The 26,082-nt window shown below is 44.1% G+C and carries 19 protein-coding genes and 2 tRNA genes; 16 read left to right on the top strand and 5 right to left on the bottom strand.

Translation table 11 applies throughout. From position 1 onward, the window contains the following. The first annotated feature begins 14 nt into the window (after window positions 1-14). From AC5RDS_RS12595 to AC5RDS_RS12580, 4 genes are all read left to right on the top strand, one after another. The gene (locus AC5RDS_RS12595) at window positions 15-1,010 is read left to right on the top strand and encodes an FAD:protein FMN transferase (RefSeq protein ID WP_118108515.1); all 996 of its coding nucleotides are present in this window, start codon (window positions 15-17) and stop codon (window positions 1,008-1,010) included. 16 nt (window positions 1,011-1,026) lie between these two features. After that, on the top strand, window positions 1,027-3,006 hold the full coding sequence (locus AC5RDS_RS12590) for a BamA/TamA family outer membrane protein (RefSeq protein ID WP_118103129.1): 1,980 nt from the start codon (window positions 1,027-1,029) through the stop codon (window positions 3,004-3,006). Between the two features lie 16 nt (window positions 3,007-3,022). Then, window positions 3,023-3,829 carry a ZIP family metal transporter gene (locus tag AC5RDS_RS12585; RefSeq protein WP_013611180.1) on the top strand — a complete coding sequence of 269 codons (807 nt, stop codon included), beginning with the start codon at window positions 3,023-3,025 and terminating at the stop codon, window positions 3,827-3,829. A 145-nt stretch (window positions 3,830-3,974) separates the two neighbouring features. Next, on the top strand, window positions 3,975-5,156 hold the full coding sequence (locus AC5RDS_RS12580; RefSeq protein ID WP_013611179.1) for a sodium:proton antiporter: 1,182 nt from the start codon (window positions 3,975-3,977) through the stop codon (window positions 5,154-5,156). Between the two features lie 146 nt (window positions 5,157-5,302). On the opposite strand, the gene AC5RDS_RS12575 is transcribed toward AC5RDS_RS12580, so the two are convergent. Together AC5RDS_RS12575 and AC5RDS_RS12570 are read right to left on the bottom strand one after the other, a co-directional pair. After that, window positions 5,303-7,651, bottom strand: a complete 2,349-nt coding sequence (locus AC5RDS_RS12575) for a penicillin-binding protein 1A (RefSeq protein ID WP_118108514.1) — start codon at window positions 7,649-7,651, stop codon at window positions 5,303-5,305. 218 nt (window positions 7,652-7,869) lie between these two features. Then, window positions 7,870-9,003, bottom strand: a complete 1,134-nt coding sequence (locus tag AC5RDS_RS12570; protein ID WP_022161298.1) for an OmpA family protein — start codon at window positions 9,001-9,003, stop codon at window positions 7,870-7,872. 342 nt (window positions 9,004-9,345) lie between these two features. Between AC5RDS_RS12570 and AC5RDS_RS12565 the strand changes: the two genes are divergently transcribed. Continuing rightward, a complete protein-coding gene (locus AC5RDS_RS12565; protein WP_013611176.1) occupies window positions 9,346-9,918 on the top strand; it encodes an adenylate kinase in 573 nt (190 codons plus the stop codon). Between the two features lie 123 nt (window positions 9,919-10,041). Here AC5RDS_RS12565 and AC5RDS_RS12560 read toward each other — a convergent pair whose 3' ends face one another. Then, a complete protein-coding gene (locus tag AC5RDS_RS12560) occupies window positions 10,042-12,147 on the bottom strand; it encodes a M3 family metallopeptidase (RefSeq protein ID WP_118103125.1) in 2,106 nt (701 codons plus the stop codon). Window positions 12,148-12,394: 247 nt separating this feature from the next. Between AC5RDS_RS12560 and rpmB the strand changes: the two genes are divergently transcribed. From rpmB to AC5RDS_RS12530, 6 genes are all read left to right on the top strand, one after another. After that, on the top strand, window positions 12,395-12,637 hold the full coding sequence (gene rpmB / locus AC5RDS_RS12555; protein ID WP_013611174.1) for a 50S ribosomal protein L28: 243 nt from the start codon (window positions 12,395-12,397) through the stop codon (window positions 12,635-12,637). 11 nt (window positions 12,638-12,648) lie between these two features. Continuing rightward, a complete protein-coding gene (rpmG, locus tag AC5RDS_RS12550; RefSeq protein WP_013611173.1) occupies window positions 12,649-12,837 on the top strand; it encodes a 50S ribosomal protein L33 in 189 nt (62 codons plus the stop codon). 7 nt (window positions 12,838-12,844) lie between these two features. Continuing rightward, entirely contained in the window at window positions 12,845-12,997 is a 153-nt protein-coding gene (locus AC5RDS_RS12545; protein ID WP_013611172.1) for a DUF4295 domain-containing protein, read from the top strand. A 361-nt stretch (window positions 12,998-13,358) separates the two neighbouring features. Beyond that, window positions 13,359-13,655 (top strand): ArsR/SmtB family transcription factor, encoded by a 297-nt coding sequence (locus AC5RDS_RS12540; RefSeq protein ID WP_013611171.1) that lies wholly within the window; start codon window positions 13,359-13,361, stop codon window positions 13,653-13,655. A 74-nt stretch (window positions 13,656-13,729) separates the two neighbouring features. Then, window positions 13,730-14,038, top strand: a complete 309-nt coding sequence (gene trxA, locus AC5RDS_RS12535; RefSeq protein WP_013611170.1) for a thioredoxin — start codon at window positions 13,730-13,732, stop codon at window positions 14,036-14,038. Window positions 14,039-14,048: 10 nt separating this feature from the next. Continuing rightward, complete coding sequence (locus AC5RDS_RS12530; protein ID WP_118103123.1) at window positions 14,049-16,484, top strand: FAD-dependent oxidoreductase; 2,436 nt, start codon at window positions 14,049-14,051, stop codon at window positions 16,482-16,484. A gap of 55 nt (window positions 16,485-16,539) precedes the next feature. On the opposite strand, the gene AC5RDS_RS12525 is transcribed toward AC5RDS_RS12530, so the two are convergent. Continuing rightward, window positions 16,540-16,611, bottom strand: a tRNA-Met gene (locus AC5RDS_RS12525). Between the two features lie 379 nt (window positions 16,612-16,990). After that, window positions 16,991-17,062: transfer RNA gene (locus AC5RDS_RS12520), tRNA-Met, on the bottom strand. A 168-nt stretch (window positions 17,063-17,230) separates the two neighbouring features. Here AC5RDS_RS12520 and AC5RDS_RS12515 point away from each other — a divergent pair. The 5 genes from AC5RDS_RS12515 (at window position 17,231) to AC5RDS_RS12495 (ending at window position 25,727) form a co-directional block, all read left to right on the top strand. Continuing rightward, window positions 17,231-18,187 carry an EamA family transporter gene (locus tag AC5RDS_RS12515; RefSeq protein WP_306452056.1) on the top strand — a complete coding sequence of 319 codons (957 nt, stop codon included), beginning with the start codon at window positions 17,231-17,233 and terminating at the stop codon, window positions 18,185-18,187. Between the two features lie 11 nt (window positions 18,188-18,198). Further along, window positions 18,199-18,732: a GNAT family N-acetyltransferase gene (locus tag AC5RDS_RS12510; RefSeq protein WP_013611167.1), complete on the top strand. Its 534-nt coding sequence runs from the start codon at window positions 18,199-18,201 to the stop codon at window positions 18,730-18,732. Between the two features lie 172 nt (window positions 18,733-18,904). Further along, on the top strand, window positions 18,905-19,978 hold the full coding sequence (locus AC5RDS_RS12505; protein ID WP_046402492.1) for an NAD(P)H-dependent flavin oxidoreductase: 1,074 nt from the start codon (window positions 18,905-18,907) through the stop codon (window positions 19,976-19,978). Window positions 19,979-20,063: 85 nt separating this feature from the next. Then, window positions 20,064-23,513: a hypothetical protein gene (locus AC5RDS_RS12500; RefSeq protein WP_118108511.1), complete on the top strand. Its 3,450-nt coding sequence runs from the start codon at window positions 20,064-20,066 to the stop codon at window positions 23,511-23,513. 42 nt (window positions 23,514-23,555) lie between these two features. Then, a complete protein-coding gene (locus AC5RDS_RS12495) occupies window positions 23,556-25,727 on the top strand; it encodes a tetratricopeptide repeat protein (RefSeq protein ID WP_494222357.1) in 2,172 nt (723 codons plus the stop codon). Window positions 25,728-26,082: the final 355 nt, after the last annotated feature.

Below are 26,082 nucleotides of genomic sequence, written 5' to 3'. Positions count from 1 at the left end.
AAAAACGGAAATAAATGGGAAAATATTGGATTTGCATCTGTTTGGCCTGGGGGTTAGGGATCGGAGGTTGTACACCGGTACAGCAATATCGGTATACCGAAGGAAAGATTTACGGTACATTTTATCATATATCCTATGCTTCTGACGAGGATTTGAAAGAGGAAATCCTCCGGCAAATGGAGTCGGTAAACGCTTCTCTTTCCATGTTTAATCCCGAATCGGTTATTGCCCGTCTGAACCGCAACGAGACGGATAGTACAGATGCCCTGTTTCAGAAAATGTATGCGATGGCTTTGCAAGTAAACCGGAAAACCGAAGGAGCTTTCGATATTACGGTCGGACCTTTGGTCAATGCCTGGGGATTCGGTTTTAAACAAAATTCTTTCCCGGATTCTGCCCGTATAGATACATTACGGCAATTTGTAGGTATGGATTTACTGACTTTGACGGAGGGGAAATTGCAGAAAAAATACCCGGAAATTACGCTGGATGCCAGTTCTATTGCTAAAGGACTTGGAGTAGATTTGGTGGCCGAATACTTCGAGCGTAAAGGCTTGAACGATTATATGGTAGAGATCGGAGGAGAGGTCAGGGCCAAAGGACAAAGCAGTAAAAAACGGCCCTGGCGGATAGGAATCGACCGTCCCGAGGAAGATGTGACCGCTCGGAACCGCCGGTTACAAATGATTGCCGGACTGAGTCAGGGGGCTTTGGCTACTTCGGGCAACTACCGGAATTTTTATGTGCACGACGGTAAAAAGTATGCCCATACGATAAATCCCAAGACAGGTTATCCTGTTCAGACCGAAGTGCTCAGTGCATCGGTTTATGCTCCTACCTGTATGGAAGCCGATGCTTATGCCACTGCTTTTATGGTATTGGGATTGCAAAAAGCCCGGCAGATTGTTTTGGCCGATTCTGAACTGGAAGGCGCTTTTATTTATCTGGAAGAGGGAAAAATGAAAAACTGGATTTCACCTGGCTTCGAAAAATTGATTGTAGAAAAATAGAGAGGAGTGAGGGAAAATGATGAAGAGAATCGTATTTATACTCATCATTTGTTTTTGGGTTGGAAGGGTACTGGCTATAGACCATAGGATTCCGGCAGTACAAGATTCTGTGCGCCTGGATACCGTTAAGAAAAGTTTACAGGCACAGTCTTTACAACATCTTTTGGAGCGGGATTCCTTGCCACTGATGACCTTACCGGTTGATGCACAGATGAAGATGTCTCCGGTGTATTTACCGGATAGTCTGATCCGGGATACCCTGCGGTATGAATATACCAAAATTAAAGACTTTGCCTATAAGGCGAAATGGACGAAAGAACTTTATAAAATGGTCTTCGTCAATCCCCATCGTGGATATCTGAATGTCATGCGTACGCAGAACAGTGAGGAACGATTTAAAGCTTATTCCGGGAAAGTGATTCATGATATTTCTATTGTTGTTCTGCCTCCTTATGGGACTAGTGTTTACGATACCACTTACTTCGAGGAAGATATGGGATGGCTGAAAAACTTAGCCAACAAAACCCATATGAAAACGGCCGAAAAAGTAATCCGCAGGCAGTTGACGATAAAACCCGGCATGTTATTGGTACCTTTTGAGTTGGTGCAAAATGAAATTTTGTTGAGAAGATTGGATTATATCGATGATGCGAATATGATCGTTACGGAAGATCCGGACAACCCTGCTCAGGTGAATGTTACCCTCATTTGTAAAGATCAGCTTTCGTGGGGAGCGACGGTCGAATCGAATTTCTTGAATTCTTTCGATATCGGACTCGAAAATAAAAACTTTATGAAATTGGGACATGTCCTGAATTATGAGTTCAGTTACCGGGGAACCAAAGACAAAAAATGGGGAAACGAGTTGGAATATAAGGTGAACAGTCTTTGGGGGACTCATATCAACATCCGGGGATATTACCGCAATGATTACCGTGAAAAAGAAGTTTTCGTAGATGTCGAAAGGCAATTCCTGACCAACCGGATGAAATGGGCCGGAGGGATGGGAGTAGGACGTGTTTTTTATTCGGATGATTTACCGGACCGGAATGTAAACCGGTTGGAAGAGTTGTTCAATTATCATTATCAGGACGTATGGTTAGGTAAATCTTTTTTGTTGCCTTACCGGTATAGCTATAACCAGAATATGTTTCTGACGGGTCGTTTTTTCACGACCCTTTTCAACAATCGTCCTTTGGTTACAGACGATACCAACCATTTGTATTATAACCGGAGGGATTATTTTGCCGCTTTTACTTACATCAAAATGAAGTATTATAAGGCCAATCTGATCTATGATTTCGGGCGTACGGAAGATATTCCTACGGGATTGATGCTTAGTCTGACCACGGGGTATGAAAAGAGTGAATTCGATAATTATGGCTATATCGCCGGAGAGTGTCACTATTCCCATTTTAATAAATACGACGAGCGTTATTACGCCCTGGAAGCAGCCTTGGGGTCTTATGTCAACGAAGACGGTTTCACCCGGGGGACGCTGAAATTGGGAGCCAGTCATATCAGTAATTTGTGTAGCTGGGGCAGTTTTAAATTCCGTTTCTATAACGACGTACATTATGTGAAAGGAATCCGGCGTTATCCGGGCGATTTTTTGTATATGGAAGATCGGAATATTCGCGGATTTTCATCCGATACACTAAGAGGAAATCAAAAACTGTCGTCTTCTTTGGCGACTACTTTTTTCTTGCCCTATATTAAAAAAGGATTCCGGGTTTCCATTTCTTCTTTCTGTGATTTCGGTGTGATTGCCGCCGACAATAAAAAATTGGTACACAGCAAAACGTATTGGGGATTCGGGGTAGGAGTCAACCTGAGAAACGATAATGTCGTCATTAAAAATATTTCTTTTCGTTTTGCCGTTTATCCTACTATTCCTGAGGATGGCAGGAGTTTTCAAGCGATACTTTCCAGTGGGAACAGAGGCAGTTTTTATGATTATCACGTAACAAAACCACAGGTGATTCAGTATGAATAGGAAATACGGATAGGTCATGACAAGTTTTGCGTCATCTGATATTTGGTTAGCTTTTATTATGACTCTGGTTGCAGCGATTTCTACTTTTATGGGAGCGATGACGTCGTTATATTTCAGAAAAGTCAACCAGGTTACCCTTTCGGTCATTTTGGGATTTGCAGCCGGAATAATGATTTATACCGCTTTTATGAAACTGATGCCCGATTCGATCAGCATCCTATCCTCCCAATTGTCTTATGCTCAGACGAAAATCACCAGTACGGTCTGGTTTTTTGTCGGTATCGTTTTGTTGTATCCTTTAGGATATCTGGTGAAGTTGTGGAAGAAAAAAGAGGTGGAACGCTACGACGCTTCACTTCAATATTACCGGCGGGTAGCGATATTGGTGCTTCTGACGATTACCGCCCATAGTTTCGTCGAAGGGCTGGCGACTTTTCTGTCGTTTTTGGCTACTCCTTTGGTGGCTATTCCTCTGGTTCTTTCTATTATTGTCCACAACTTTCCCGAAGGGATGACGATCGGAGCCCTGTTTAATAAAATCAGTGATTCGATGAATCGCCGCCGGGCTATATTCTACAGTGTGATCGCTTCCTTATTCGAACCGATCGGAGCCCTGATGGCTTATATTTTTATTCTGAAATATTCTAATCCGGTTTTAACCGGAATACTGAAAGCTTTTCTTTCCGGACTATTGGTAGCCACTGCACTGAATGAACTGATTCCCAATTCCCAACTGAAAGGGAACCGGAAGGTGTCGGTACAGAGTATTATTTTAGGCATGTTTATTATGGGTGTCGTCTTGGTCAGTGCTTCGATTTTTTAAAATTTTACAACAATTGTAATTATTTTCAGAATTTTTTAACGTTTCTCCGGTCTGAGGTTTGGAGGATGTGCCTCTGCGGTTTATCTTTGCTGAAAATATAAAGATAGGGTATTTTTTTGATTCATAAATAATTAATTGGTTGTAAATGAAAAAAGTCTTCTTGTTTTCTTTATTTTTGGTTTTAGGGTTAGTTCTTTCACAGTGTTTACCGGTTTGGTTGGGGGAGGCATTCCTGACAGCTGAAAAGGTAGCGAAGACTTTGATGTTCGTTTGTCTGGCATTTATTATGATTAATGTCGGGCGGGAATTCGAATTGGATAAAACGAAATGGAGATCTTATGCTGCCGATTATTTTATAGCTATGGCTACTGCTGCCGTGCCCTGGATTATGGTCGCTTTTTATTATATGTTCTTATTGCCTGCCGATTTGTTCGGGAATTGGGATGCCTGGAAAGAGAATTTATTATTGAGCCGGTTTGCGGCCCCTACTTCTGCCGGTATATTGTTTACCATGCTGGCTGCTGCCGGGTTACGGCGCGAGTGGATCTATAAGAAGACCCAGGTGCTGGCGATCTTCGACGATCTCGATACGATCTTACTGATGATTCCCTTGCAAATATTTATGATCGGTTTTAAGTGGCAGTTATTTGCCGTGGTGATTGTGATCACTTTTTTATTAGTGATCGGTTGGAAAAAACTGGGAACGATCCGGTTGTCCCAAACCTGGAAATCTATTTTATTTTATGCTGTATGCATCGTAGCTGTAACGGAAAGTATTTATCTTTTGACCAAGTGGATGATGGGAGCTGACGGAGCGATTCATATCGAAGTATTGTTGCCTGCCTTTGTCTTGGGAATGGTGATGAAGACTGTCCATCAACACGGGAACCGGGACGAAAAGATAACCGGAATGATTTCTTATCTGTTTATGTTTCTGGTGGGGTTGAGTACACCTCAGTTTATCGGTATCGATCATGGACACCGGATTACAGAAGCTGTGGGGATTATTGCTGCACAGCCTATGCCTTCCTGGGAGGTATTGGTTGTGCATGTGATCGTTGTTACTTTACTTTCGAATTTGGGAAAGATGTTTCCGTTGTTTTTCTATCGGGATCGGCAATTGGAAGAGAGACTCGCCCTTTCTGTCGGTATGTTCACCCGGGGGGAAGTTGGGGCCGGAATTATTGTCATCGCTATGGGCTATAATCTGGGCGGTCCCGCTCTGATTATTTCTGTATTGAGTTTGGTACTCAACCTGCTTTTGACCGGTGGTTTTGTGGTCATTGTGAAACGTTTGGCACAACAGGCTTATGGACTGAAAGAATAGACGGAATAAAGATACCTTTTCTTGGGAACAATGGAGAAAAGAAGAATAAACTTTCATTCTCCGTTTCTCCAAATTTATGGTAGGTTTGAATAAGTTCATAAAGTCTATGGACCTGCGGGTGTGGCCGGACGGAACCGGAGTTTGTATTATTTCGCCTCTTTCTTCTTAAATAACCGTCGGAAAAATCCTTTCTTTTCTTTGGTTTTTTCTTCGGTAGTTCCGGGATGTTTCACTTTTTCCAGTTTACGGTTCGAGATCTTTTCGAGCAGGTTCAAATGTTCTTTGAAGGTCGGTATTTCCGTTTCTTTTTGCTGAGGTGGTAAGGCAAAAGGGAAGGAGAGCCTGTTCCAAACCTGATAATTCGGGCTCTCCAGGCAATCTTTCATAAACCGGCCGAAAATAGGCATAGCCATATTGGCGCCTTGTCCTAAACGGATGGTGTTGAAATGGATGTTTACATCGTTGGCTCCGACTCTGATTCCGACGACTATCTGGGGATTATATCCGATAAACCAGCCGTCTACCTGATTTTGGGTCGTACCGGTTTTCCCGGCCATTTCATTATGCAGACCGTATACCGAACGCAATCTTTGCCCTGTTCCTTCGTCGATGACTGCCGAAAGCATATTGCTCATTAAATGGGCTTCGTTTTCAGGCAGTACTTGCCGGGGAATTTCGGGCTGAGCTTTGAATATCAGATTACCCTGGCGGTCCTTGATTTCTTCCAGGTAATAAATCGGACGGAGGTTTCCGTTATTGGCAAAAGTTATAAAAGGACGAACCATTTCCTGCAAGGGGATATCGGCTACTCCCAAGGCTAAAGAAGGATAGGGAGGAAGCTCGGAGGTGATACCCAAACGGCGGGCATGATCGATAACGGTGTCTATGCCCGTCTGAAGCAATACTTCGACAGCGATGGTATTGATCGATTTACTAAGGGCTCCTTTCAAGGTGTAATATCCCTCATAATTGTTGTCCGAATTGCGTGGGGACCAGTCGTCATATTCCGGATAGGTTTTCTGTTCATTTTTGTAATAAGCGTCCAGACGGGTCCCCTGATGTATAGCTGCACTGTATACGACCGGTTTAAAGACCGATCCTACCTGGCGCGGGGCTTCAACCTGGTCGTATTGGAAATATTTATAGTTCAGATCACCGACCCAGGCTTTTACTTTCCCGGATTGTGGTTCCACAGCAATCATCGCCGGATGCAAAATCTTCAGATAATGCTTGATCGAATCGATCGAAGAATAATCTACCCGCATTTCTCCCTCTTCCGGGCTGTATACCAGCATCGCTTTTTTTTCATTCAGAATTTTCAGTATGTCTTTTTCAGCCAATCCCTGATGTTTCAATCGTTGATAGACCGTACTGTTCTGAATAGCATTTTTCAGTATCGCGGGATTTTTGTCCCAGGGTTCTTGTTTACCCAGGTGGGTGTAATAGGATTGCTGTAATTTTTTCATGTGCTCTTGAACGGCATTTTCTGCATATTGCTGCATCTCTGCGTCCAGAGTTGTTTTCAGGATAAGACCGTCCTTATATAGGTTGTAGTTCGTACCGTATTTTTCGTTGTATTCTTTGAGGATCCGGTCGGCATCCCGGCGTATTTTTTCGCGTAAATAAGGAGCCAGACCGGAAAAATGGTTGACCGGAATGTAATGCAGCTGTAGTTCTTCCTGCTTTATTTTTTCACCGGTCTCTTCATCCAGATAATCGTATTTCATCATTTGGTCGATTACCGTGTTGCGACGGTTGAGCGCCCTTTCCGGATGCAGACGCGGATTGTAACGCGAAGGTCCTTTGAGCATACCGATCAACGTGGCTGCCTGAGGGATAGTCAGATCGGAAGCAGAGGTTGAAAAATATTTTTGAGCGGCACTCTCGATACCGAATGTATTTTCCCCGAAAGATACCGTGTTCAGGTAAAGGGTGAGGATATCGTCTTTGCTGTAAATGTTTTCCAAACGATGGGCTGTAAACATTTCTTTGAGTTTCACAACCGGTATAAAGGTCACCTGCTGTTCGTCCCGGGGATACAGATTTTTAGCCAATTGCTGACTGAGCGTACTTCCGCCGCCTGAACTACGGTGTCCCAGCAGAACAGTTTTGAAAAATACCCTCAGCATACTGATTTTGTCTACGCCTTCATGTTCGTAAAAACGGACATCTTCGGTCGCGATCAGGGCTTTGACGGCATAAGGGGAAATATGATTGAAATTGACATTGGTACGGTTTTCGACATAATATTTACCGATCAGCAAGTTGTCTTCGCTATACAATTCCGAAGCTTCGTCATTACGGATATCCCGCAATTCGGCATAATCCGGTAGCTTACCCCAAAGACCGGCATATACCGAGTAGACAAATAGAGTGATACCGATTGCGAGAAACAGGATAAATAGCACCCCGTATTTCAATAGCTTGAACTTGTGGTGGTGCCGGTGAGAAGAAACCGCTTTTTTATGTTTTTTCTGATATTGTTTTTGGGCCATATGCTGAAAAGCTAAGCATATAATTCGACTTAGCCGGACAAAAATACAAAATAATTTCTTTTATCGGTCGGACTTCGGCTAGTACCGACATGCCCGCTGGCAGTTTGAAGGGTACGAGGATGAAGTGAAACCTGAAATGCTGGGGGAAAGTGAAGAAAATATTTAAAAGAAAAGTCCGGATGTAAAGTCCGGACTTTATACCTAAGGAAACAGAAGGGTTATTTGATGATTTCAACCATGGCACAACGATTCCATTTGTTGTTGTTTTTGTAGTAAGGTTTTTCTTTACCTACATATTCGATAACCATCCGGTTAGAATTGATGCCGTAATCTTTTTTCAACATATTGGCGACAGCCTCGGCTCTTTCTTGTGAAATCCGGAGATTTACATTGATCGGACCGAATTTATCGGCATAACCTACGATGCGGATTTTGACATCCGGGTTGTTTTTCATGAAAGTTCCGATATTGTAGATCAACGGGTCATAAATATCCTGAACCACGGCGCTATTGAATTTGAACGGGATGGTAGAGGGGATAGATTCTACGATTTCTACATTTTTCGTTTCAACCGGTCTAACCACTTCTTTCTCGATAACTTTGATCTCTGGCGGACGGTTCTGTAACTGAGTCACTTGATTAGCTAATACCAGGTTGGCGGCAGCCATTTCGTCGATGACAGCTTGTTTCGGTGCGGTACGGAAACCTCTGCCTTTGAAATAATAGGTAACCCCTGCAGTAAGTCCACCCAGCCCATCGTTCGGGAAACCACCGGTTTCTACCATCTTATCGTTGAAGATCATGCCCTGGAATTCGATGTTGGCATCGAATCTTTCAGAAATCTTGTATTTGGCTTGAATACCGCCATGGATGGTGAAAGATTGCTGATGTTTCCGGGTCATACCTCCGACACCGAAGAAAGGAACGATATCGAATTTACGGTCGGGGTTGTATTTCGCGAAGAAATTTATCAATCCCATCATAAAGTCGATGTTCATGTGCATATAATGCATGTGTAACATACTTCCGGCATTATCGGTGAAACCGTGTAATGCTCCGCCACCGCCTTGTAACCGTAATCCCCACCAGGGGTTGAACATTTTACCTACAGCCAACTCAGGCATAAAAGTAATCGTGTTTTTAAATTTTGCCTGTGAGGAATGTTCGGCAAAGAAAGCATTCGCTCCAAAATTTGCAGAAACAAACCAGTTATGCCAGAATGGGTTGGCTTCAAATGAGGTTTTGTATCCCGGAAGACGTTGTTCTATAATGACTTCCTCGACTTGCGCCTGGGCCTTTGTTATTCCACATAGACCAGCAACCAAAACAATTAACATTAATCCTTTTTTCATAACATTTTTATAATTAAGTAACTTATAATATTGACATTACATTTCGTTTGTTGTTATTATCTTTTGATTTAAAATAATAGAGGTGTCAATGAACTTGTATTTTAATGTCAAAACTTACCGGAATAACGTAGTTTGGGGGGAGGGCGTTTCAAAATAGGGTCAATAAAATGTGAGTTTTTATGATTTTTAACCTTTTACTTTTAAGCTTTACATATTTTTTTTATCTTTGAACTCCGATCGTATTTCTTCCGGGGAGTATGGTCGGAGGAGGATGATTGCTTATTTTTAATCAGATACATATAAAACAAAAGTGGACCCGTCCACAGACAAAAATTGACGAACATGTTAAACATTGCATTATTTGGTCCTCCGGGAGCAGGAAAAGGTACTCAGGCAAAAAAGATTGTAGAGAAATATAATCTGGCCCATCTTTCGACAGGAGATATGATCCGCAAGGAAATTGCGGAAGGAACCGAGTTAGGTAAAATAGCGGAAGAGATTATCGCAAGGGGCGAATTGTTGTCTGATGAATTTGTGGTGAGACTGATCGAAAATAGTATGGCTCAGCATCGGGGAGTGAACGGATTCCTGTTCGATGGTTTTCCCCGTACTGTGGCTCAGGCTGAGATTCTCGACCGGATGTTGGAAAAGGAAGGTACTCCTTTGAAAGGATTGATCTGTATCCATGTCCCTTTCGAAGAATTAAAACGCCGGATGCTCGAACGGGCTAAAATCGAAGGACGGGCTGACGATAACGAAGAGGCGATTGCTAAACGGTTCCGGGAATATAATGATAAAACCGTCCACGTGGCTAATCATTATAAGAAGAAGGGAGTGCATATCGATGTCGAAGGAAATTGTCCGGTAGAGGAAGTGTTCAATGCTATTACGAAAGCGATAGAGGAAATGAAATAAGGTAGATCGGCTTGGTTTCGATCGGAATCCTTTAGAAATGAATCGGCGGAACTCGGGTCGGGAGTCAGTGTTTATCCCGAACGAAGTTCCGCCGATCAGTAAAGTGCCGGTCACGAAAGAACATTATTTTTTCAGTCCTTTTCTTTCCAATAGCGGTTCGATGCCGGGTTCTTTGCCCCGGAATTGTTTATAAAGTTTCATCGGATCGTCCGAACCTCCCCGGGAGAGTATATTTTCCCGGAAAGCTTTGGCTTTCTCCGGATTGAAAATATCTCCGGTTTCCTTGAATGCAGCAAAAGCATCTGCATCCAACACTTCTGCCCAGGTGTAGGCATAGTAGCCTGCCGAATAACCTCCGTTGAAAATATGTCCGAAATAAGGACTGCGGTAGCGGACGGTGATTTCAGGTATTAAACCGATCTTATCCAGTACTTCTTTTTCGAATTTTTCCGCATCGATCGGATCGCTGTTTTGAATAGTGTGGTACGCCATATCCAATAGGGCGGCCGACATAAATTCCGTCACAACGAAACCCTGATTGAAATGACTGCTGTTTTGAATTTTATCGATTAACTCCTGGGGCATCGGTTCACCGGTTTGCCAATGGTGGGTATAGATTTTTAAAACTTCGGGATCTCCGGCCCAGTTTTCCATCACCTGGGAAGGCAATTCGACAAAATCGCGGGCAACCGAGGTGCCTGCCACACTGGGGTAAGTACATTCGGATAGTAGTCCGTGTAAAGCATGCCCGAACTCATGGAATAGGGTACAGGCTTCATCGAAAGTAAGCAAGGCGGGCATATCTCCGGCCGGTTTGGTGAAATTGCAGACATTGGTAATGACCGGACTGGAATTCAATAATTTAGATTGCGGGCGGAAAGCGTCCATCCAGGCGCCGCTGCTTTTACCGGCCCGTGGAAAATAATCGGCATAATATATTCCGATGTGTTTACCGTCGGCATCTTTGACTTCGAATGCCAGGGCTTCGGGGTGGGGAAGAGGAAGGTTGTCGAGTTGTTCGAAAGTCAGGCCATATAACTTGTTGGCTACATAAAAAGCACCTTTACGGACTTCTTCCAGCGGAAAATATTGGCTGATTTCGGTTTCGTTCAACCCGTATTTCTCTTTTTTCAATTTTTCAGCATAATAGCGCCAGTCCCAGGGAGCTAGTTTGAACCGTCCTCCGGTTTTATCGATCATTTTCTGTAGTTCCCGGGCTTCTTGCCTGGAGATCGGTAATGCCGCTTCCCAAATTCGATTACATAATCGATATACGTTCTCCGAATTTTTAGCCATATTATCGTCGAGGACATAGCTGGCATAGTCGGGGAAGCCTAACAGCCGGGCTTTTTGTACCCGTAAAGAAACCATTTTGCTGATGTTGGCCCAATTGTTGTATGCATTGTCCTGACTGCCCCGGTCGATATAGGCTTTGTAGATCTGTTCGCGCAGATTACGGTTGTCTGCATATTGCAGGAAAGGCATAATACTGGGATTCTGCAAAGTGAATACCCATTTCCCTTCCAAACCGTTTTCTTTCGCTGTCTCGGCAGCAGCAGCGATGACACCTTGCGGGAGCCCGCTCAGGTCTTTTTCATTATCGATCACCAACCGGTAGGTATTCGTTTCATGCAATTGGTTGGCTCCGAATTTCAAACTCAGTAAAGCCAGTTCACTATTGATTTTTTTGAATTTTTCCTTGTCTTCTGCCGAAAGATTGGCACCACCACGAACAAAGTTGTTGTAATATTTTTTCAATACCATTTTTTGTTCCGTAGTCAGATTTTCTTTGTCCTGGTTATCGTATACCGTTTTGATCCGGGCAAATAGCTCGGCGTTCAGATTTATACCGTCCGTATGAGCCGTGATTTCGGGCATAATCTCCTCTGCAATGGCATTGATCGAATCGTTCGTATTGGCTTCCCGGAGATTGAAAAACACATAAGATACCTTGTTTAACAACTGCCCCGATTTTTCCATGGCCTCGACGGTATTGGCAAAAGTGGGAGCTTCCGGATTTTTCAGGATGGCCTGAATTTCTGCTTCCTGTTCTTTTATCCCTTCCCGGAAAGCCGGAAGGTAATGACGATTCTGAATTTTGTCGAAAGGAGGCACTTCGAAAGGAGTATCGAATGGGATTAAAAACGGATTGTCCGTAACCGGTTGGTGTTGATTGCAGGATTGCACCACTATTCCTGCAAAACAAATGACATACATAATTTTTTTCATAAAAGTGAGGTAAAATTGTTTTTGATCTTTACACACAAAGATAGCTATTTAATAGGCTAAAGTGCAAATAAACGGATAAATATAGTAAAAACGGGGACTGCGGACAGTTATTGTTCCCAGTTTGAGGCAGGTATAAATCCATGACGGGGAAATTATTCGAACTTTTTTTGTAAGACATTTGCTTATCTGAAAAAAATGTATTTCCTTTGCATCCTGTTTGGAAAGCGTTTATAAAAAATACTGAGAGATGTCAAGAGTTTGTCAAATAACCGGAAAAAGAGCAATGGGTGGAAACCATGTATCTCACTCTAAAAGAAGAGTAAAGAGAACATTCTCGATCAACCTGTTCAAGAGAAATTTTTATTGGCCAGAAGAAGACAGATGGATTCGCCTGAATGTTTCAGCCGATGGTCTTCGTTTGATTAATAAAAGAGGTTTAAATGCATGTTTAAAAGATGCTACTGCTGCTGGATTAATTAAAACTATTTAAAATCACTGACGATGGCAAAGAAAAGCAAAGGAAACAGAGTGCAGGTGATTCTTGAATGTACTGAACAAAAAGAATCCGGCGTGCCAGGAATGTCCCGGTACATCACTACCAAGAATAGAAAGAATACTCCTGAAAGATTGGAACTGAAAAAGTACAATCCGTATTTGAAAAGAGTAACGTTACACCGTGAAATAAAATAATTGAACTATGGCAAAGAAAACCGTTGCAACATTGAAAACCGGAGATGGTCGTGGTTATGCAAAAGTAATCAAAATGGTTAAATCTCCGAAAACTGGTGCCTATATGTTCAAAGAACAAATGGTTACCACCGATCAGGTAAAAGAAGTATTGAAGAAATAAGGTGTTTCTTTTATATAAAAGAAAAGCGCTTTATCAAAAAGCGCTTTTTTTATTTGATTTACTTTTGTATAAATGTTAATGTATAAGGTAGGTCGATAGTTACAAAAGGAATGGTTACCTGTGTTATTTTAGCAGACTTGTATTCATGTGGGAAACATGATGTTTATGAAGGAGATGGGTAAGACAAGGTAGAATTTTTGAACTGTCTTGAAAGGATTTTATGGGGCAGTTCTTTTTTTTTGAGATTACGGATTGAATGTTAAAAAAATATTAATATTTGATTGTTCTATTTATATATAAATATATATTTATATATTTGTGCTGTGAAATAATAGAGAATAGGATAACTTTAGATGGTCTTATGGGAACACAATGTTTTACGAAAGAAGAGCTTGAACACATCGCTTATGCCTTGAAAGCGGTAGCACATCCGAATCGGTTGGCTATCATTTGTCTGTTGTCCAGAAACGAGGAATTGAATGTTTCGGAAATCTGTGAACAGATGGCTTGTAGCCAGGCCTTGATTTCCCATCATTTGACGGATATGTACGCAAAAGGTATTCTTCAAATCCGGCGTGAAGGACGTAACGCCTATTATCGTCTGGCCGACGATCGGGTGACTAACGTGATGCGTTGTATGATGAAGGCTGGAGGTTGAGAAACCGGAAGCTATTTTTTTAATTTATTGTATAAATATATGTTTGAATATTTAATTATAAAAAGGAGGTTCTTATGGAAAAATTTGAAGAGTTTATAAATAGTGAGACACCGGTGTTGGTGGACTATTTTGCGGCCTGGTGTGGTCCGTGTAAAATGATGCATCCGATATTGGATGAATTGAAAGAGCGTTTGGGGGATAAAGTCCGGATTTTGAAGATAGATGTAGACGTTCCTGCCAATCGTCAAAGTGTTTACGCTTATCAGATCCAGTCTGTACCGACTTTGATGCTTTTCAAAAAAGGACGGATGTTGTGGCGCCAGAGTGGGGTAGTCAGAGTCCCTCGATTGGAAGAAATAATCAAACCCTATTTAGCCTCTTAAATTACCGGACATGAAGTATATGATTATCGGCGGAGTTGCCGGTGGTGCGTCTACGGCGGCTCGTTTGAGAAGATTGGATGAACAGGCTGAAATAATACTGTTTGAAAAAGGAGAATACATTTCATATGCGAACTGTGGATTACCTTATTATATCGGTGGGGTGATCGAAGAAAGAGAGCGTTTATTTGTACAGACTCCCGTAAGTTTCAAAGCCCGTTTTAATATCGAAGTTCGGATAAAATCGGAAGTAAAAGCGATCGAGCCTGAAAATAAACAGGTCGTTATAAAAGATTGGGCTACAGGAAAGACATATCGGGAGTCGTTCGATAAATTGGTATTGTCACCGGGCGCCGAGCCGGTACTTCCACCTTGGGAAGGGATTCGGACCGAAGGTATTTTTACCCTCCGGAATGTGGCTGATACAGATCGGATCAAAGCGTGGGCCGGCCGTCAGGAAGTGAAGAAAGCCGTTGTCGTCGGAGCTGGTTTTATCGGACTGGAGATGGCGGAAAATCTTCATGAGCTGGGTATACAAGTGACTGTTGTCGAGATGGCGGATCAGGTGATGACACCTGTCGATTTCGAGATTGCCGCAGTAGTTCATCAGCAGTTTAAAGATCGAAAAGTGGGGTTATTGCTTCAGGAAGCGGTGGCTGCTTTCTGCAAAACAGAGAACGGATTGCAAGTAGAATTGAAAAGTGGTAAAGCCTTACAGGCCGATTTGGTCATATTGTCTATCGGCGTGCGTCCCGATAACCGTTTGGCTAAAGAGGCCGGATTGAAGATCGGGGAAACCGGTGGTATTTGGGTGAATGAATATTTGCAGACTTCCCATCCGGATATCTATGCCGTAGGAGATGCGATCGAATTTCCCCATCCTGTAAGTGGGCGTCCGTCGCTTTCTTTTTTGGCTGGTCCGGCAAATAAACAAGGACGGATATGTGCCGAAAATATCGTGGATGGAAATATACGGCCTTACAAGGGAGCTATCGGGACAGCGATCGCTAAAGTGTTCGATCTGACGGTCGGGGCAACCGGATTGTCGGCGCGGGTACTTGAACGGTTGGGAATAACCTGGCAGGAAGCTATCGTTCATGCCGGTTCGCATGCCGGTTATTATCCGGGAAGTATTCCGATGACTTTGAAGATTAATTTTTCCCCGGAAGATGGAAAATTACTGGGAGCTCAGGTGGTTGGGATGGACGGAGCGGATAAACGCCTGGAAATGTTGGCTGCAGTCATTCGTACCGGTGGTTCGGTTCAGGACTTGATGGAATTGGATCAGGCTTATGCACCACCTTTTTCCTCGGCGAAAGACCCGGTGAATATGTTGGGATTTGTAGCCGATAACAGGATGCGGGGCAAAGTGAAAATGATCGGTTGGAAAGAGTTGGAAGCGTGGGATAAGAATACCCTGACTTTAGTGAATGTATGTTCGGAAGAGGAATGTGAGCTGAATACGATCGAAGGGGCCGTCAATATTCCTTTGAATGAATTACGTGAACGTCTGGGAGAGCTTCCGAAAGGGCGTCCTGTGGTCGTGTTCTGTGCCGTAGGATTAAGAGGATATATAGCTGCCCGAATCCTGATGCAAAGAGGGTATGAAGTTTACAATCTGAGCGGTGGTTTAAAGACGTATAAAGCGGTTACCGTCCGGCAGAGCAATGAGATTTTACCGGAGACTTTACAGAAAGAACAGAGTCGGTCGGGTGGAGGAGGCCGACACCTGACCGTGGATGCTTGCGGATTGCAGTGTCCGGGACCTGTGATGAAACTGAAAAGTGGAATGGAGGGTTTGAAGATCGGGGAGAGGCTCGAGATTACAGCTACCGATCCCGGTTTTGTCAGGGATGTCGGGTCATGGGCTAAAATGACCGGCAATCGGTTGGTGCAGGTGGTACAGGAAAAAGGAATCATTACGGCTACCCTGGAAAAAGGAGAAGGAGGACAGGGAGGCGGGAAGGATGGTGTTTCCGCTGACGGAAAGACCATTGTCGTTTTTAGTGATGACTTGGATAGGGCGTTGGCTTCGTTCGTGATAGCCGATGGGGCAGCTTCTGCCGGACGTAAAGTGACGTTGTTTTTTACCTTTTGGGGATTGAATGTGATCAAGCGGAAAGCTACTGTACCGGTAAAGAAAGATATGGCTGGAAAGCTGTTCGGTATGATGTTGCCTTCGGGGAGTCGTAAGCTGGCTTTGTCCAAACTGAACTTGGGAGGGATCGGTTCACGGATGATGCGGGGAATGATGAAAAATAAAAAGATAGATTCTCTGGAGACTCTGATGGAGCAAGCGAAAGCGAATGGGGTAGAGTTTATCGCCTGCCGGATGTCGATGGAGGTTATGGGAATAAAAGCCGAAGAATTATTGGACGGAGTGAAAATCGGAGGTGTGGCTACCTATCTCGAAAGAGCCGAGCAAGCCAATATCAATCTTTTCATTTGAAATTCCGTCCCTGAATCCGAAAAAAAGAGATTAGCATTTGCTAATCTCTTTTTAGTAGCGGGGGCCCGACTCGAACGAACGACCTTTGGGTTATGAGCCCAACGAGCTACCACTGCTCCACCCCGCAATCCCGGTCAATACTTTCTGTATTGCGGGAGCAAAGATAGCTCTTTATTTCTTTCATACAAATTTTTCACTATATATTTTGGAACTCCGAAGCTTCCCCGTTTGCTGGATGTCCCGGGTTGATTCATCGGGGAAATACGGCAGGATGCATTTGGGTGGGGGAGAATGAGACGAGGGGACAAGTAATTCATTTTACGGTATATGAAATCCGGTTGACGAACGGATGGGACGGGCTCAAAGCCGGGGAGAAATAATTACGGTTGAAATTGTCGAGCCTTAAAAGAAGAACTCCGGGACGGACCTTTCGTCCCATTTCCGGACGAAAGGTCCGTCCCGGAATCCGAAAAAAAAGAGATTAGCATTTGCTAATCTCTTCTTAGTAGCGGGGGCCCGACTCGAACGAACGACCTTTGGGTTATGAGCCCAACGAGCTACCACTGCTCCACCCCGCAATCTTGGTCAATACTTTCTGTATTGCGAGTGCAAAGGTAGTGTTTATTTTTTATAATCCAAATATTCGGGAAGAAAAATTATTCTTAGTTTTTGTTAAAATCGGATTTTGTGCTGTAATTTTGTATACATTTGCATGAAAATCGGTGAGTTATCCAAATAATGAAAGTATGATGTATCGGTTGAAAGGGTTAATATATGGGGTAATTTCCTCTGCAACATTCGGTTTGATTCCGCTTTTTGCACTTCCGGCGATTCGTAATGGGATCGGTGTGGATTCGGTAATGTTTTATCGGTTCGGTATTTCGGCTTTGGTATTGGGGCTTTGGTTGGTTATCCGGCGGTACGATCTGCGGATATCGGGACGGGAATTGTTCACTCTGGCCGGATTGGGTATTTTTTATGCTATGACCGCTTTGTTGCTGACTACTTCTTATTTGTATATTCCGAGTGGTATTGCAACGACGATTCATTTTCTTTATCCGGTGGTTGTGACGACCGTTATGATCCTCTTTTTTAAAGACAAGGTTTCTGTTCCGGTCATCGGAGCTACTTTGATGGCTATCTTAGGGGTATATCTGCTGAGTAATAACGGGACTGCCGGAACGGTGAGTCTGAAAGGGTTGTTGCTGGTTTTGACAACGGTCGTTACTTATGCCCTTTATATTGTGGGTGTAAACAAATCCTGTGTACACCGGATGGATGGTTTGAAGCTCACTTTTTATGTGCTTTTGGCAGGGGCTATGGTGTTCGGTTTGAATTTATCGGTGATGGGAGTACCTTTAGATCCGATTCCGGATTGGGAAACAGGAGTATATTTGTTATTATTGGCTTTGATTCCGACATTGGTTTCCGATTTTACGTTAATCTTATCGGTACAGCATGTCGGCTCGACGACTACGGCTGTATTGGGATGTATGGAACCGTTGACTGCCGTATGTATGGGTGTCTGGTTTCTGCACGAAAGCCTGGGCTTTTGGCAATTGGCAGGGATTGTGATTATTTTGTCGGCGGTATCGGTTGTCATTCTGGCCAATAGTAAAGACGGATTCAGGCCTCGGCGTTTGATTCCTTTGAAATTGCGGAAAGCGGTTCGATGGATAAAGCCAATCAATTTCAGTCATTAAATATTGCTCTTATGGTTACTTTAAAAAGAATTACGCAGGCGGAAGATGAAGCTTTCCGGAAATTAACGGCCCTTTATACCGAAGCCTTTCCGGTAGAAGAAAGGCGGGAGATCGGTCAGCTCGGAGAGTTGCTGCATACCGAACCTGCCATGTATTTCAATGCAGTGGAATGTGACGGTCAGCTTGCCGGGTTGTTTGTTTATTGGGATTTCGGAAGTTTTTATTACCTCGAACATTTGGCTGTTTTTGCTGAAATGCGGAATAAAAAGATCGGACAACAGATTCTGGATTGGGTGAAAGAACAGCTGCAAGGGGTGAGATTACTCGAAGTAGAGCCTGCAGAAACGGAGATGGCTACCCGGAGAATCCATTATTATGAGCGGAACGGTTACCGGATTTTAGACCGGAATTATTTACAACCTCCTTATGTGAAAGGGGGGAAAGATTTTCCGCTCTGGGTGATGGGGAACGGGAGCGGACAGTCGGCAGAAGTATTGAACCGGCAAATACAGACCATCAAAGACAAGGTATATTACCGTCTGTAATATTTATTTTTACAACATACCGGAAAGTAGAAAAATACCTGAGATCGAATCATTATCTTTGACTTCAAGATAAGGGTAAAACAAGGTCAACGGCATCGGAAAAGTCAACTGACTGTTTGGATGTCGTTGACCTTTTGTTTTGGTCTTTTGAGAATTATATAATACACTTTTTATGTTATTAAAAACGTTGAAAATCGGTAATCTTTCTATTCAGGTGCCGATTATACAGGGAGGCATGGGAGTTGGAATCTCCCTTTCAGGTCTGGCCTCTGCTGTTGCAAATGAAGGTGGGGTCGGAGTGATTTCTGCTGCAGGACTTGGGGTAATTTATAAGAATTTGTCCAAAAATTATCTGGAAGCGAGTATATTGGGACTGAAAGAAGAGCTGAGCAAAGCCCGTCAGAAAACCCAGGGAGTCATTGGAGTAAATATTATGGTGGCTCTTTCGAACTTTGCCGATCTGGTCAGGACGGCGATTGCCGAGAAAGCCGATATTATTTTTGCCGGCGCGGGAATGCCGCTGAATTTACCCTCCTTTCTGCAAAAAGACAGTACCACTAAATTAGTACCGATCGTTTCTTCGGGGCGGGCTGCCAAGCTGATCTGTGAGAAATGGAAAAGTATTTACAATTATTTGCCGGATGCTTTGGTGGTAGAAGGTCCGAAAGCCGGAGGACATCTGGGATTCAAAAATGAGCAGATCGATGACGAACATTATCAACTGGAAACCATTTTACCCGAAGTGATTCAGGAAGCTCATGAGATAGAAGAAAAATACGGCCGTAAGATTCCGGTGATCGCTGCCGGTGGGATTTATTCCGGCGACGACATCCGAAAAATCATGGAGTTGGGAGCCGACGGCGTACAAATGGGTACCCGTTTTGTGACTACCGAAGAATGTGATGCTTCGGATGTTTTCAAACAAACTTACCTGAATGCACACGAAGAAGATATTCAAATCATAAGAAGTCCGGTAGGGATGCCGGGAAGGGCGATCTTCAGTAATTTTATCCAAAAGATCAAAGAGGGGAAAAAACAACCGAAAGTGTGCCCTTTCAATTGTATTAAAACCTGTGATATCAGTAAGAGTCCGTATTGTATCATTACGGCCTTGTACAACGCTTTCCGGGGAAATATGGAAAATGGTTATGCCTTTGCCGGAGCCAATGCATTCAAGGCTACGAAAATTATGTCTGTGAAAGAAACTTTCCGTTCGTTGCTGGAAGAATTCAACCGCACAAAATAAACCGTATTTTTGCTGGATTTCTTAAATATTTACCTATATTTGAAAAGATCAAAATTACTTTCAAAATAGGTAAATAGTAGAACATATGGATCAAGATAAAGCCCAGCAATCGATCGATACGCTATCGGAAAAAGTGAATGGAGTAGTCAGAAGTGTGCGGGTGAGCTGTAGTCCTGAAAATGATTACCGGGGGGAGAAAGACTATCGTTCTGTATTCGGCGTACAGGAAATAGAATGTTTGTATGTGGATACGGAAGTATTGAATAAACAGTTTGAAGGCGAACCCTGGGAGGGGAAGATGACTGTCCGTTTGTTTCGCCTGGAGAACGGCAAAGGACAGTGCTTGTCTGTGAAAGAGAGCGGAATAAAAGTAGAGCGTCAGGATGCTTTGCCGGTGTATGAAGAGTGGATAGACCGCGCAGATTTACCGGAACAGGCCTGGAAACAGGGGATATATCGTATCTTGGCGGATATCGACGGAGTGGCCGGACAATCGGAAGATCTGTATATCGTCCCGGGGGAGGGGAAACCCGAAAAATATTTTCGCATCCTGCATGCCGGTCTGGACCGTTTTTGTGAAGAAACCGAGTCCGAGGCTCAGAAACGTCCTCATTCTTTCCGGATGTTCGATGCCACCCGATTGAAAAATATCCGTTTCTTCCTGATGGCCCAAAACCTGCTGGGGGGAGAGTGGGTATATGAATTCGTTATCCGGGTGGTAGACCGTAGGGGGAGTATCAAAGCCATGCAGATCGTAAAATCCGCCCAATATATCAAGGATCAGGCCGGGAATAGTATTCTTTGTTTTGCTGTCGATCTGGGGAGTCAGGAAGATTTCGTCACTCCGGGAGAATATACCGTGATGGTTTCCTGTTTCGGACAGACGGTCCTGAAGATGGGCTATGGAATAGGTCATAAAGATATTCCTTATGATTTCGAGCAGGAGATACTGGCCGATGGTGGAGAAGTGGCCGTGAAGCAAAATCTGAATCCGGTATACACCGCTAAAGATAAAGATGAAATCCTCGACCGTTTGTATCGTTTGGTGGGGTTGCGTAAAGTGAAAGAAGAGATAACCCGGATCATAGAGTACGTCGAATTTATCCGTCTCCGGCGGGAGAATGGCTTCAGCGATACTTTTCCTCAATTGCATCTGATCTTTACCGGATATCCCGGTACCGGTAAAAATACCGTGGCGGAGATGGTGGGAGAATTGTATCAGAAATTAGGGCTTTTGAGTCACGGCCGGGTGAATCATTACAGCCGTCGTGATTTGGTGCGTGAAGGCACTGCTGCAGAAGAGCAATTGGTTCGGCAGGCCCTGAAAAACAGTATGGGGGGGATTCTGTTTGTCGATCAGGCCGGAGATTTATTTCATCCCGAAGATCCGAACGATCGGGGGGTGATCGCTTTAGGAATATTGTACGGTATACTGACCAGGGAAAAACCGGAAGTTTTGGTTATTCTTTCCGATATCGATGAAGAGATGACTGTTTTGCTGGAAGCTTTTCCCGATTTGCAGAAGCTTTTTCCGCGCCGGCTTTGTTTCGAAAATTATAGTCCTGAGGAATTGATGGAAATCGCCCGGATCAAACTGGAAAAACTGCAATTCCGTTTTACGCCGGGAGCAGAAGAGAAATTTTATAAACAGTTGAAAATAGCTTGCCGGGCCAATGAGGTGGATTTTACCAACGGACGTTACATCGACGAACAGCTCGAACAGGCTTCGGCCCGGATGTCGGCCCGTCTGATGGCGAACCGCTGCGGAGAGTATAAGAAAGAGGACCTGATGCTGATTACGGAGGAAGATATCGTAACTTTACCCGAGGGAGACCCTGGCAAAGCATTGGAAAAACTCAAGGCGATGATCGGTTTGAGGGCATTGAAACAAAGTATTGTACAACATCTGAGTTACGTATATTTTATCCGGGAAAGGCAAAAACATGGTTTCGACGATACCCTTCCTCCCCTGAATATGATCTTTAGCGGTAATCCCGGTACAGGGAAGATGACTGTCGCTAAGATGATGGGAGAAATCTATCATTCGGTGGGTATTCTGTTGCGTCCGAATGTGACGGTACAGGACGGACGTCAGCTCACCGGCGATGGAGGGCTGACTCCCCAACAGGGAGCCGAAGTGTTGATGAACGGTGCGGCCGGAGGTATTCTGTATATCGACCATGCCGATGTATTGCCCCGGAGTGAATGGGGATTGGCCCTGTTCGAAGCTTTATTGTCGAATTTATCGACCGAGGAATGCGGGGATACGATCGTGGTTTTAGGCGGATATCCCGAAAGAGTCGATAAGATGCTGGAGATGAATCCCGCTTTAAAGAATTATTTTCCTTATGTATTTTCGTTCAACGATTATACGCCCGAAGAACTGATGCAGATCGCTGAAAATAAACTGAAAGAAAAAGCTTATGTATTTCATCCCAAGGCACGGGAAGTATTCGGTGAGCTGATCCGGAAAGCTTATGAAAACAGAGATAAGAATTTCGGTAATGCGCTTTTCGTTGAAAAAGTCGTGGCAGCGGCTATTCGTCATATGTCCGAACGGACGATGAAAATCCGTCAGGAACGGGAGCTGACCCGTCAGGAGATGACTACCATCCGCAAAGACGATATACCGGTCGATAGTTTTGAACTTCCAAAATTGGAAAGGGATGTATTCGATGAAGAGGAGATCGGCCGGGCATTGGAAGAGCTGGATAAAATGGTCGGACAAACGGGAATAAAAAAACAGATCCGTGATTTTGTAGAGCTGGCGCGTCATTATAGCCACGAGGGGGTAAAATTGAGCAGCCGGATGTCCCTGCAATGGTGTTTGACCGGTAATTCGGCCATGGGAAAGGGAACGGTAGCCCGGATCATCGCCCGTCTTTACAAAGCCATGGGGATCGTCGATAAGGGACAGGTATTCGATTTTAAGGTGGAAAGAATGATCGGACTGATGGAAGACGAGGCTCAGCGTAGTATCGGGGAAGCATTGGTGAAATCCAGCGGAGGTATCTTGCTTTTCGATGAAGATTCACCCAAATTGAACGAAGCTGTCGGCTTCCGTGAAAGAGTACGTGCTCTCCTGATGAATCAGATGGCCGAACATCCCGGAAGTTATATTATCATCTATGCAGAACCCCGGAACAGGGTATCGGGCATCAACGGAGACGCCGAACACATGTCGGATTTGGTCAATGTACTGGTCTTCGAAGATTATACGAAAGAAGAGTTGATGATTATTCTGAAACGTCGTCTGGAGAAAGAACGAATGAAAATGACAGCGACAGCCCGTCAGTATATGACTGTTTTTATCGGTTCGCTGGTTGCGACCGAGGAACGCAGTCATGCCAGTTCGCGCCTGATGCGGATCGTAGCCGATCTGATTGTCCGCAATTGTCTGCAACGGATGGCAAAGAGTAACCGGACGAGTACAGTAAAAGAGGTGATTTCTGTTCAAAAACAGGATGTGGCTATGTTTACCGAAGCTTTTGTGGCAGGAGTAATGAACGAACGGAAAAGAATCGGATTCATTTGAATCGGGCAGATAAGAAAGTAGAACGATATAAAGAGATTGGAAATGAAAAAGCAAATGATATTGTGGACTTGTATACTGTTATTGGTATTGGCAGGATGTAAGAAGGACGATGTGCAGTATACAGACCGGTATGAACTGAAAGGAAAGGTAGAGAAAGGACCTTTTGTCAGAGGATCGGAGGTTACGGTTTATGAATTGAGCGAACGGCTTGAACGGACCGGAATCAGTTATACGAAGACCGTACAGGACGATCAGGGAAATTTCGATTTCGGTATTTTGGATATCCGGTCTCCTTATGTAGAAATTGTGGCGACAGGAGCTTTTTATAATGAGCTGACCGGCGAACAGACCTCCGGATCGTTGAGTTTGCGTTCGATTGCAGATCTTTCGAATCAGAAATCGGTGAATGTGAATGTATTCACTCATCTGGAAACCCGACGATTATTGGAGTTGAACGGTGGAGAAAAGCGCTTTAAAGCCGTCAGTCAGCAGGCACATGGAGAAGTGTTGAAGGCCTTCGGGTTGCAGAGATTCGAGATGGATGAGGTGAATACCTATTCACTGACAGATGGAATCAAAGGAGCGGGTAGTTTGTTGGTGGTGTCGGCTTCTCTGTTGAAGGATAAAACCGAGACCCGGTTTGCGGAATATTTGGAAGGGTTGTGTGAAAAGTTGAAGGAAACCGGTACGCTTCCGGACGATACGAAGGAAGAAATCCGTAAAAATGCAGTGAGTATCGATTGGACAAAGGTTGCTGAAGGATTAGTTGCAAAGTATAAGGAAACCGGCCTGGAAATTACTGTGCCCGATTTGAGTTATTTTATCGACTGGGACGGCGATGGAGAAGCCGGAAATGAATTCGGAGGGATCGTAGGCGATAAAAAATTGAAATTCAAGACCGATACTTTACGGGTAAGTCAGGATGGGGGAGAATATGCTGTAGATATCCTGGCTAATTTATCTTATGATTTTACTTATCCCGGTATGGAAGAAGAAGTGCCGAAATCCGGGGTGGAGGTAGATAAATTATTCCTGTTCAAGTCAGAGGAAATGGATTATACAGTGACGCTCGATAAGGTGCAGGGGCAGCTTAAACTGACGGTACAGCCGGCAAAAGGATATTGGATCCGGGATGAACGCATTACTTTGTACAGCCTGGATGGTGAAGTAAGCGCCACCCTGCTGATTACTCAGGACGGAGATATGAATAAGTTCGAAGTACCTGAAGGAGTCGAAGAAGCGGTGAGCGGCATATTGGGGAGTATCCGTGAAGCCTGTGATTATATGTATACGATAGAGGCTTATTATACGCAATGTTTCCCGGAACCACAAAACAAGTGGCAAAAATATTACCGGCATGAAAAAAGTGTCATGGCCGATATAGACTTGAAGCGGGCCTGGGAGGTGGCTTATAAAGCTATTGCCAGTGCCAATAATGGGTATGATATCCTGGAGAAGGAAAAAATGGGTAACCTCTGTTCGCCTCAGTTTAAGTTGTTGCGTTCGATCATGTATTATCCGCTGATCGTATTGTGGGGAAACATTCCTTATCCGGAACATTTTTCGACGGCGGCGGCACCCCGGTTGACAGAGCAAAAAGCTTACGAGAAGTTGGCTGCGGATCTGGAGGAGATCCATCGGCTGATACTGGACTGGAGAAGTGCTGAATATCAGGATTACATCGGTATCGGTGAACTGATGCTGGGAAAAGTGTATATGCAATTGGGAAGATACAATGAAGCGAAAAGGGGCTTGGAGATATTTTTGAAGAATGAAGGGTATGCCTTTAATGCCAGCCGCAAAGAGGCCTTGAATAGCGGTTCTAAAGAACTGGTATTCGGGTTGGATCTGCTGGATTATCCTTCGGTATATACCAGTGAGATTGCAGATCACCGATATTTACCTGTCGGTAGCTATACCGAGGCTTTGTTATTGCTGGCCGAATGTACGAATCGTATCGGTGACCGGGCGAAAGCTATGGATTATCTGAATCAGGTCCGGAAAAACTACCGTTTGTCTGAAGCGACAGATTTCGACCAACAGTTGAAAGCTACCTGGAAAGAATTGTTGAAGGGGGAATTCGCTTATTTCGCTTTTTTAAAACGGAACGATCTGTGTGAAAAAGAACTCGGAATCGAAGCCTGGCAAAAGCTCTTGCCATTCCCTGAGTCGGAAGTCGGTTTAGGTGGGGCAGAACAGAATCCGGGGTATTGATCGTTTTATAGTTGCAACGGTTACAGCAGGTAGATTTGTTTGCTGAAACCGTTGTAATCGTTGCCTCCTTTTAACTATTAAAGAAGTAGAATTATTCCGCTCTTTATTCGTCTTCGGTGTTCGTGTTCGGGGAACCGGTCGCCTAACTATCCATAATCCGATAGAGGTGAGCCGGTATTTTATTCTATAAAATTTTTCTAATTCTTCCTTTGCCAGGTCGTGTTAATGTGAGATGCAGGGTTTTATGCCGGAGGACCATTGGAGCAGGAACGAGGGTCAGGTTAGGTTTTCCGAACGCCCGACCGGTGGTGTTTGATGGAAACGTAACGTAAAGTTTTTTGTGTAGTGAGGAGTT

This window comes from Odoribacter sp., from assembly GCF_985060555.1.
The sequence above is the reverse complement of the archived record's forward strand: the minus strand, read 5'-3'. Positions and strand labels throughout refer to the sequence as shown.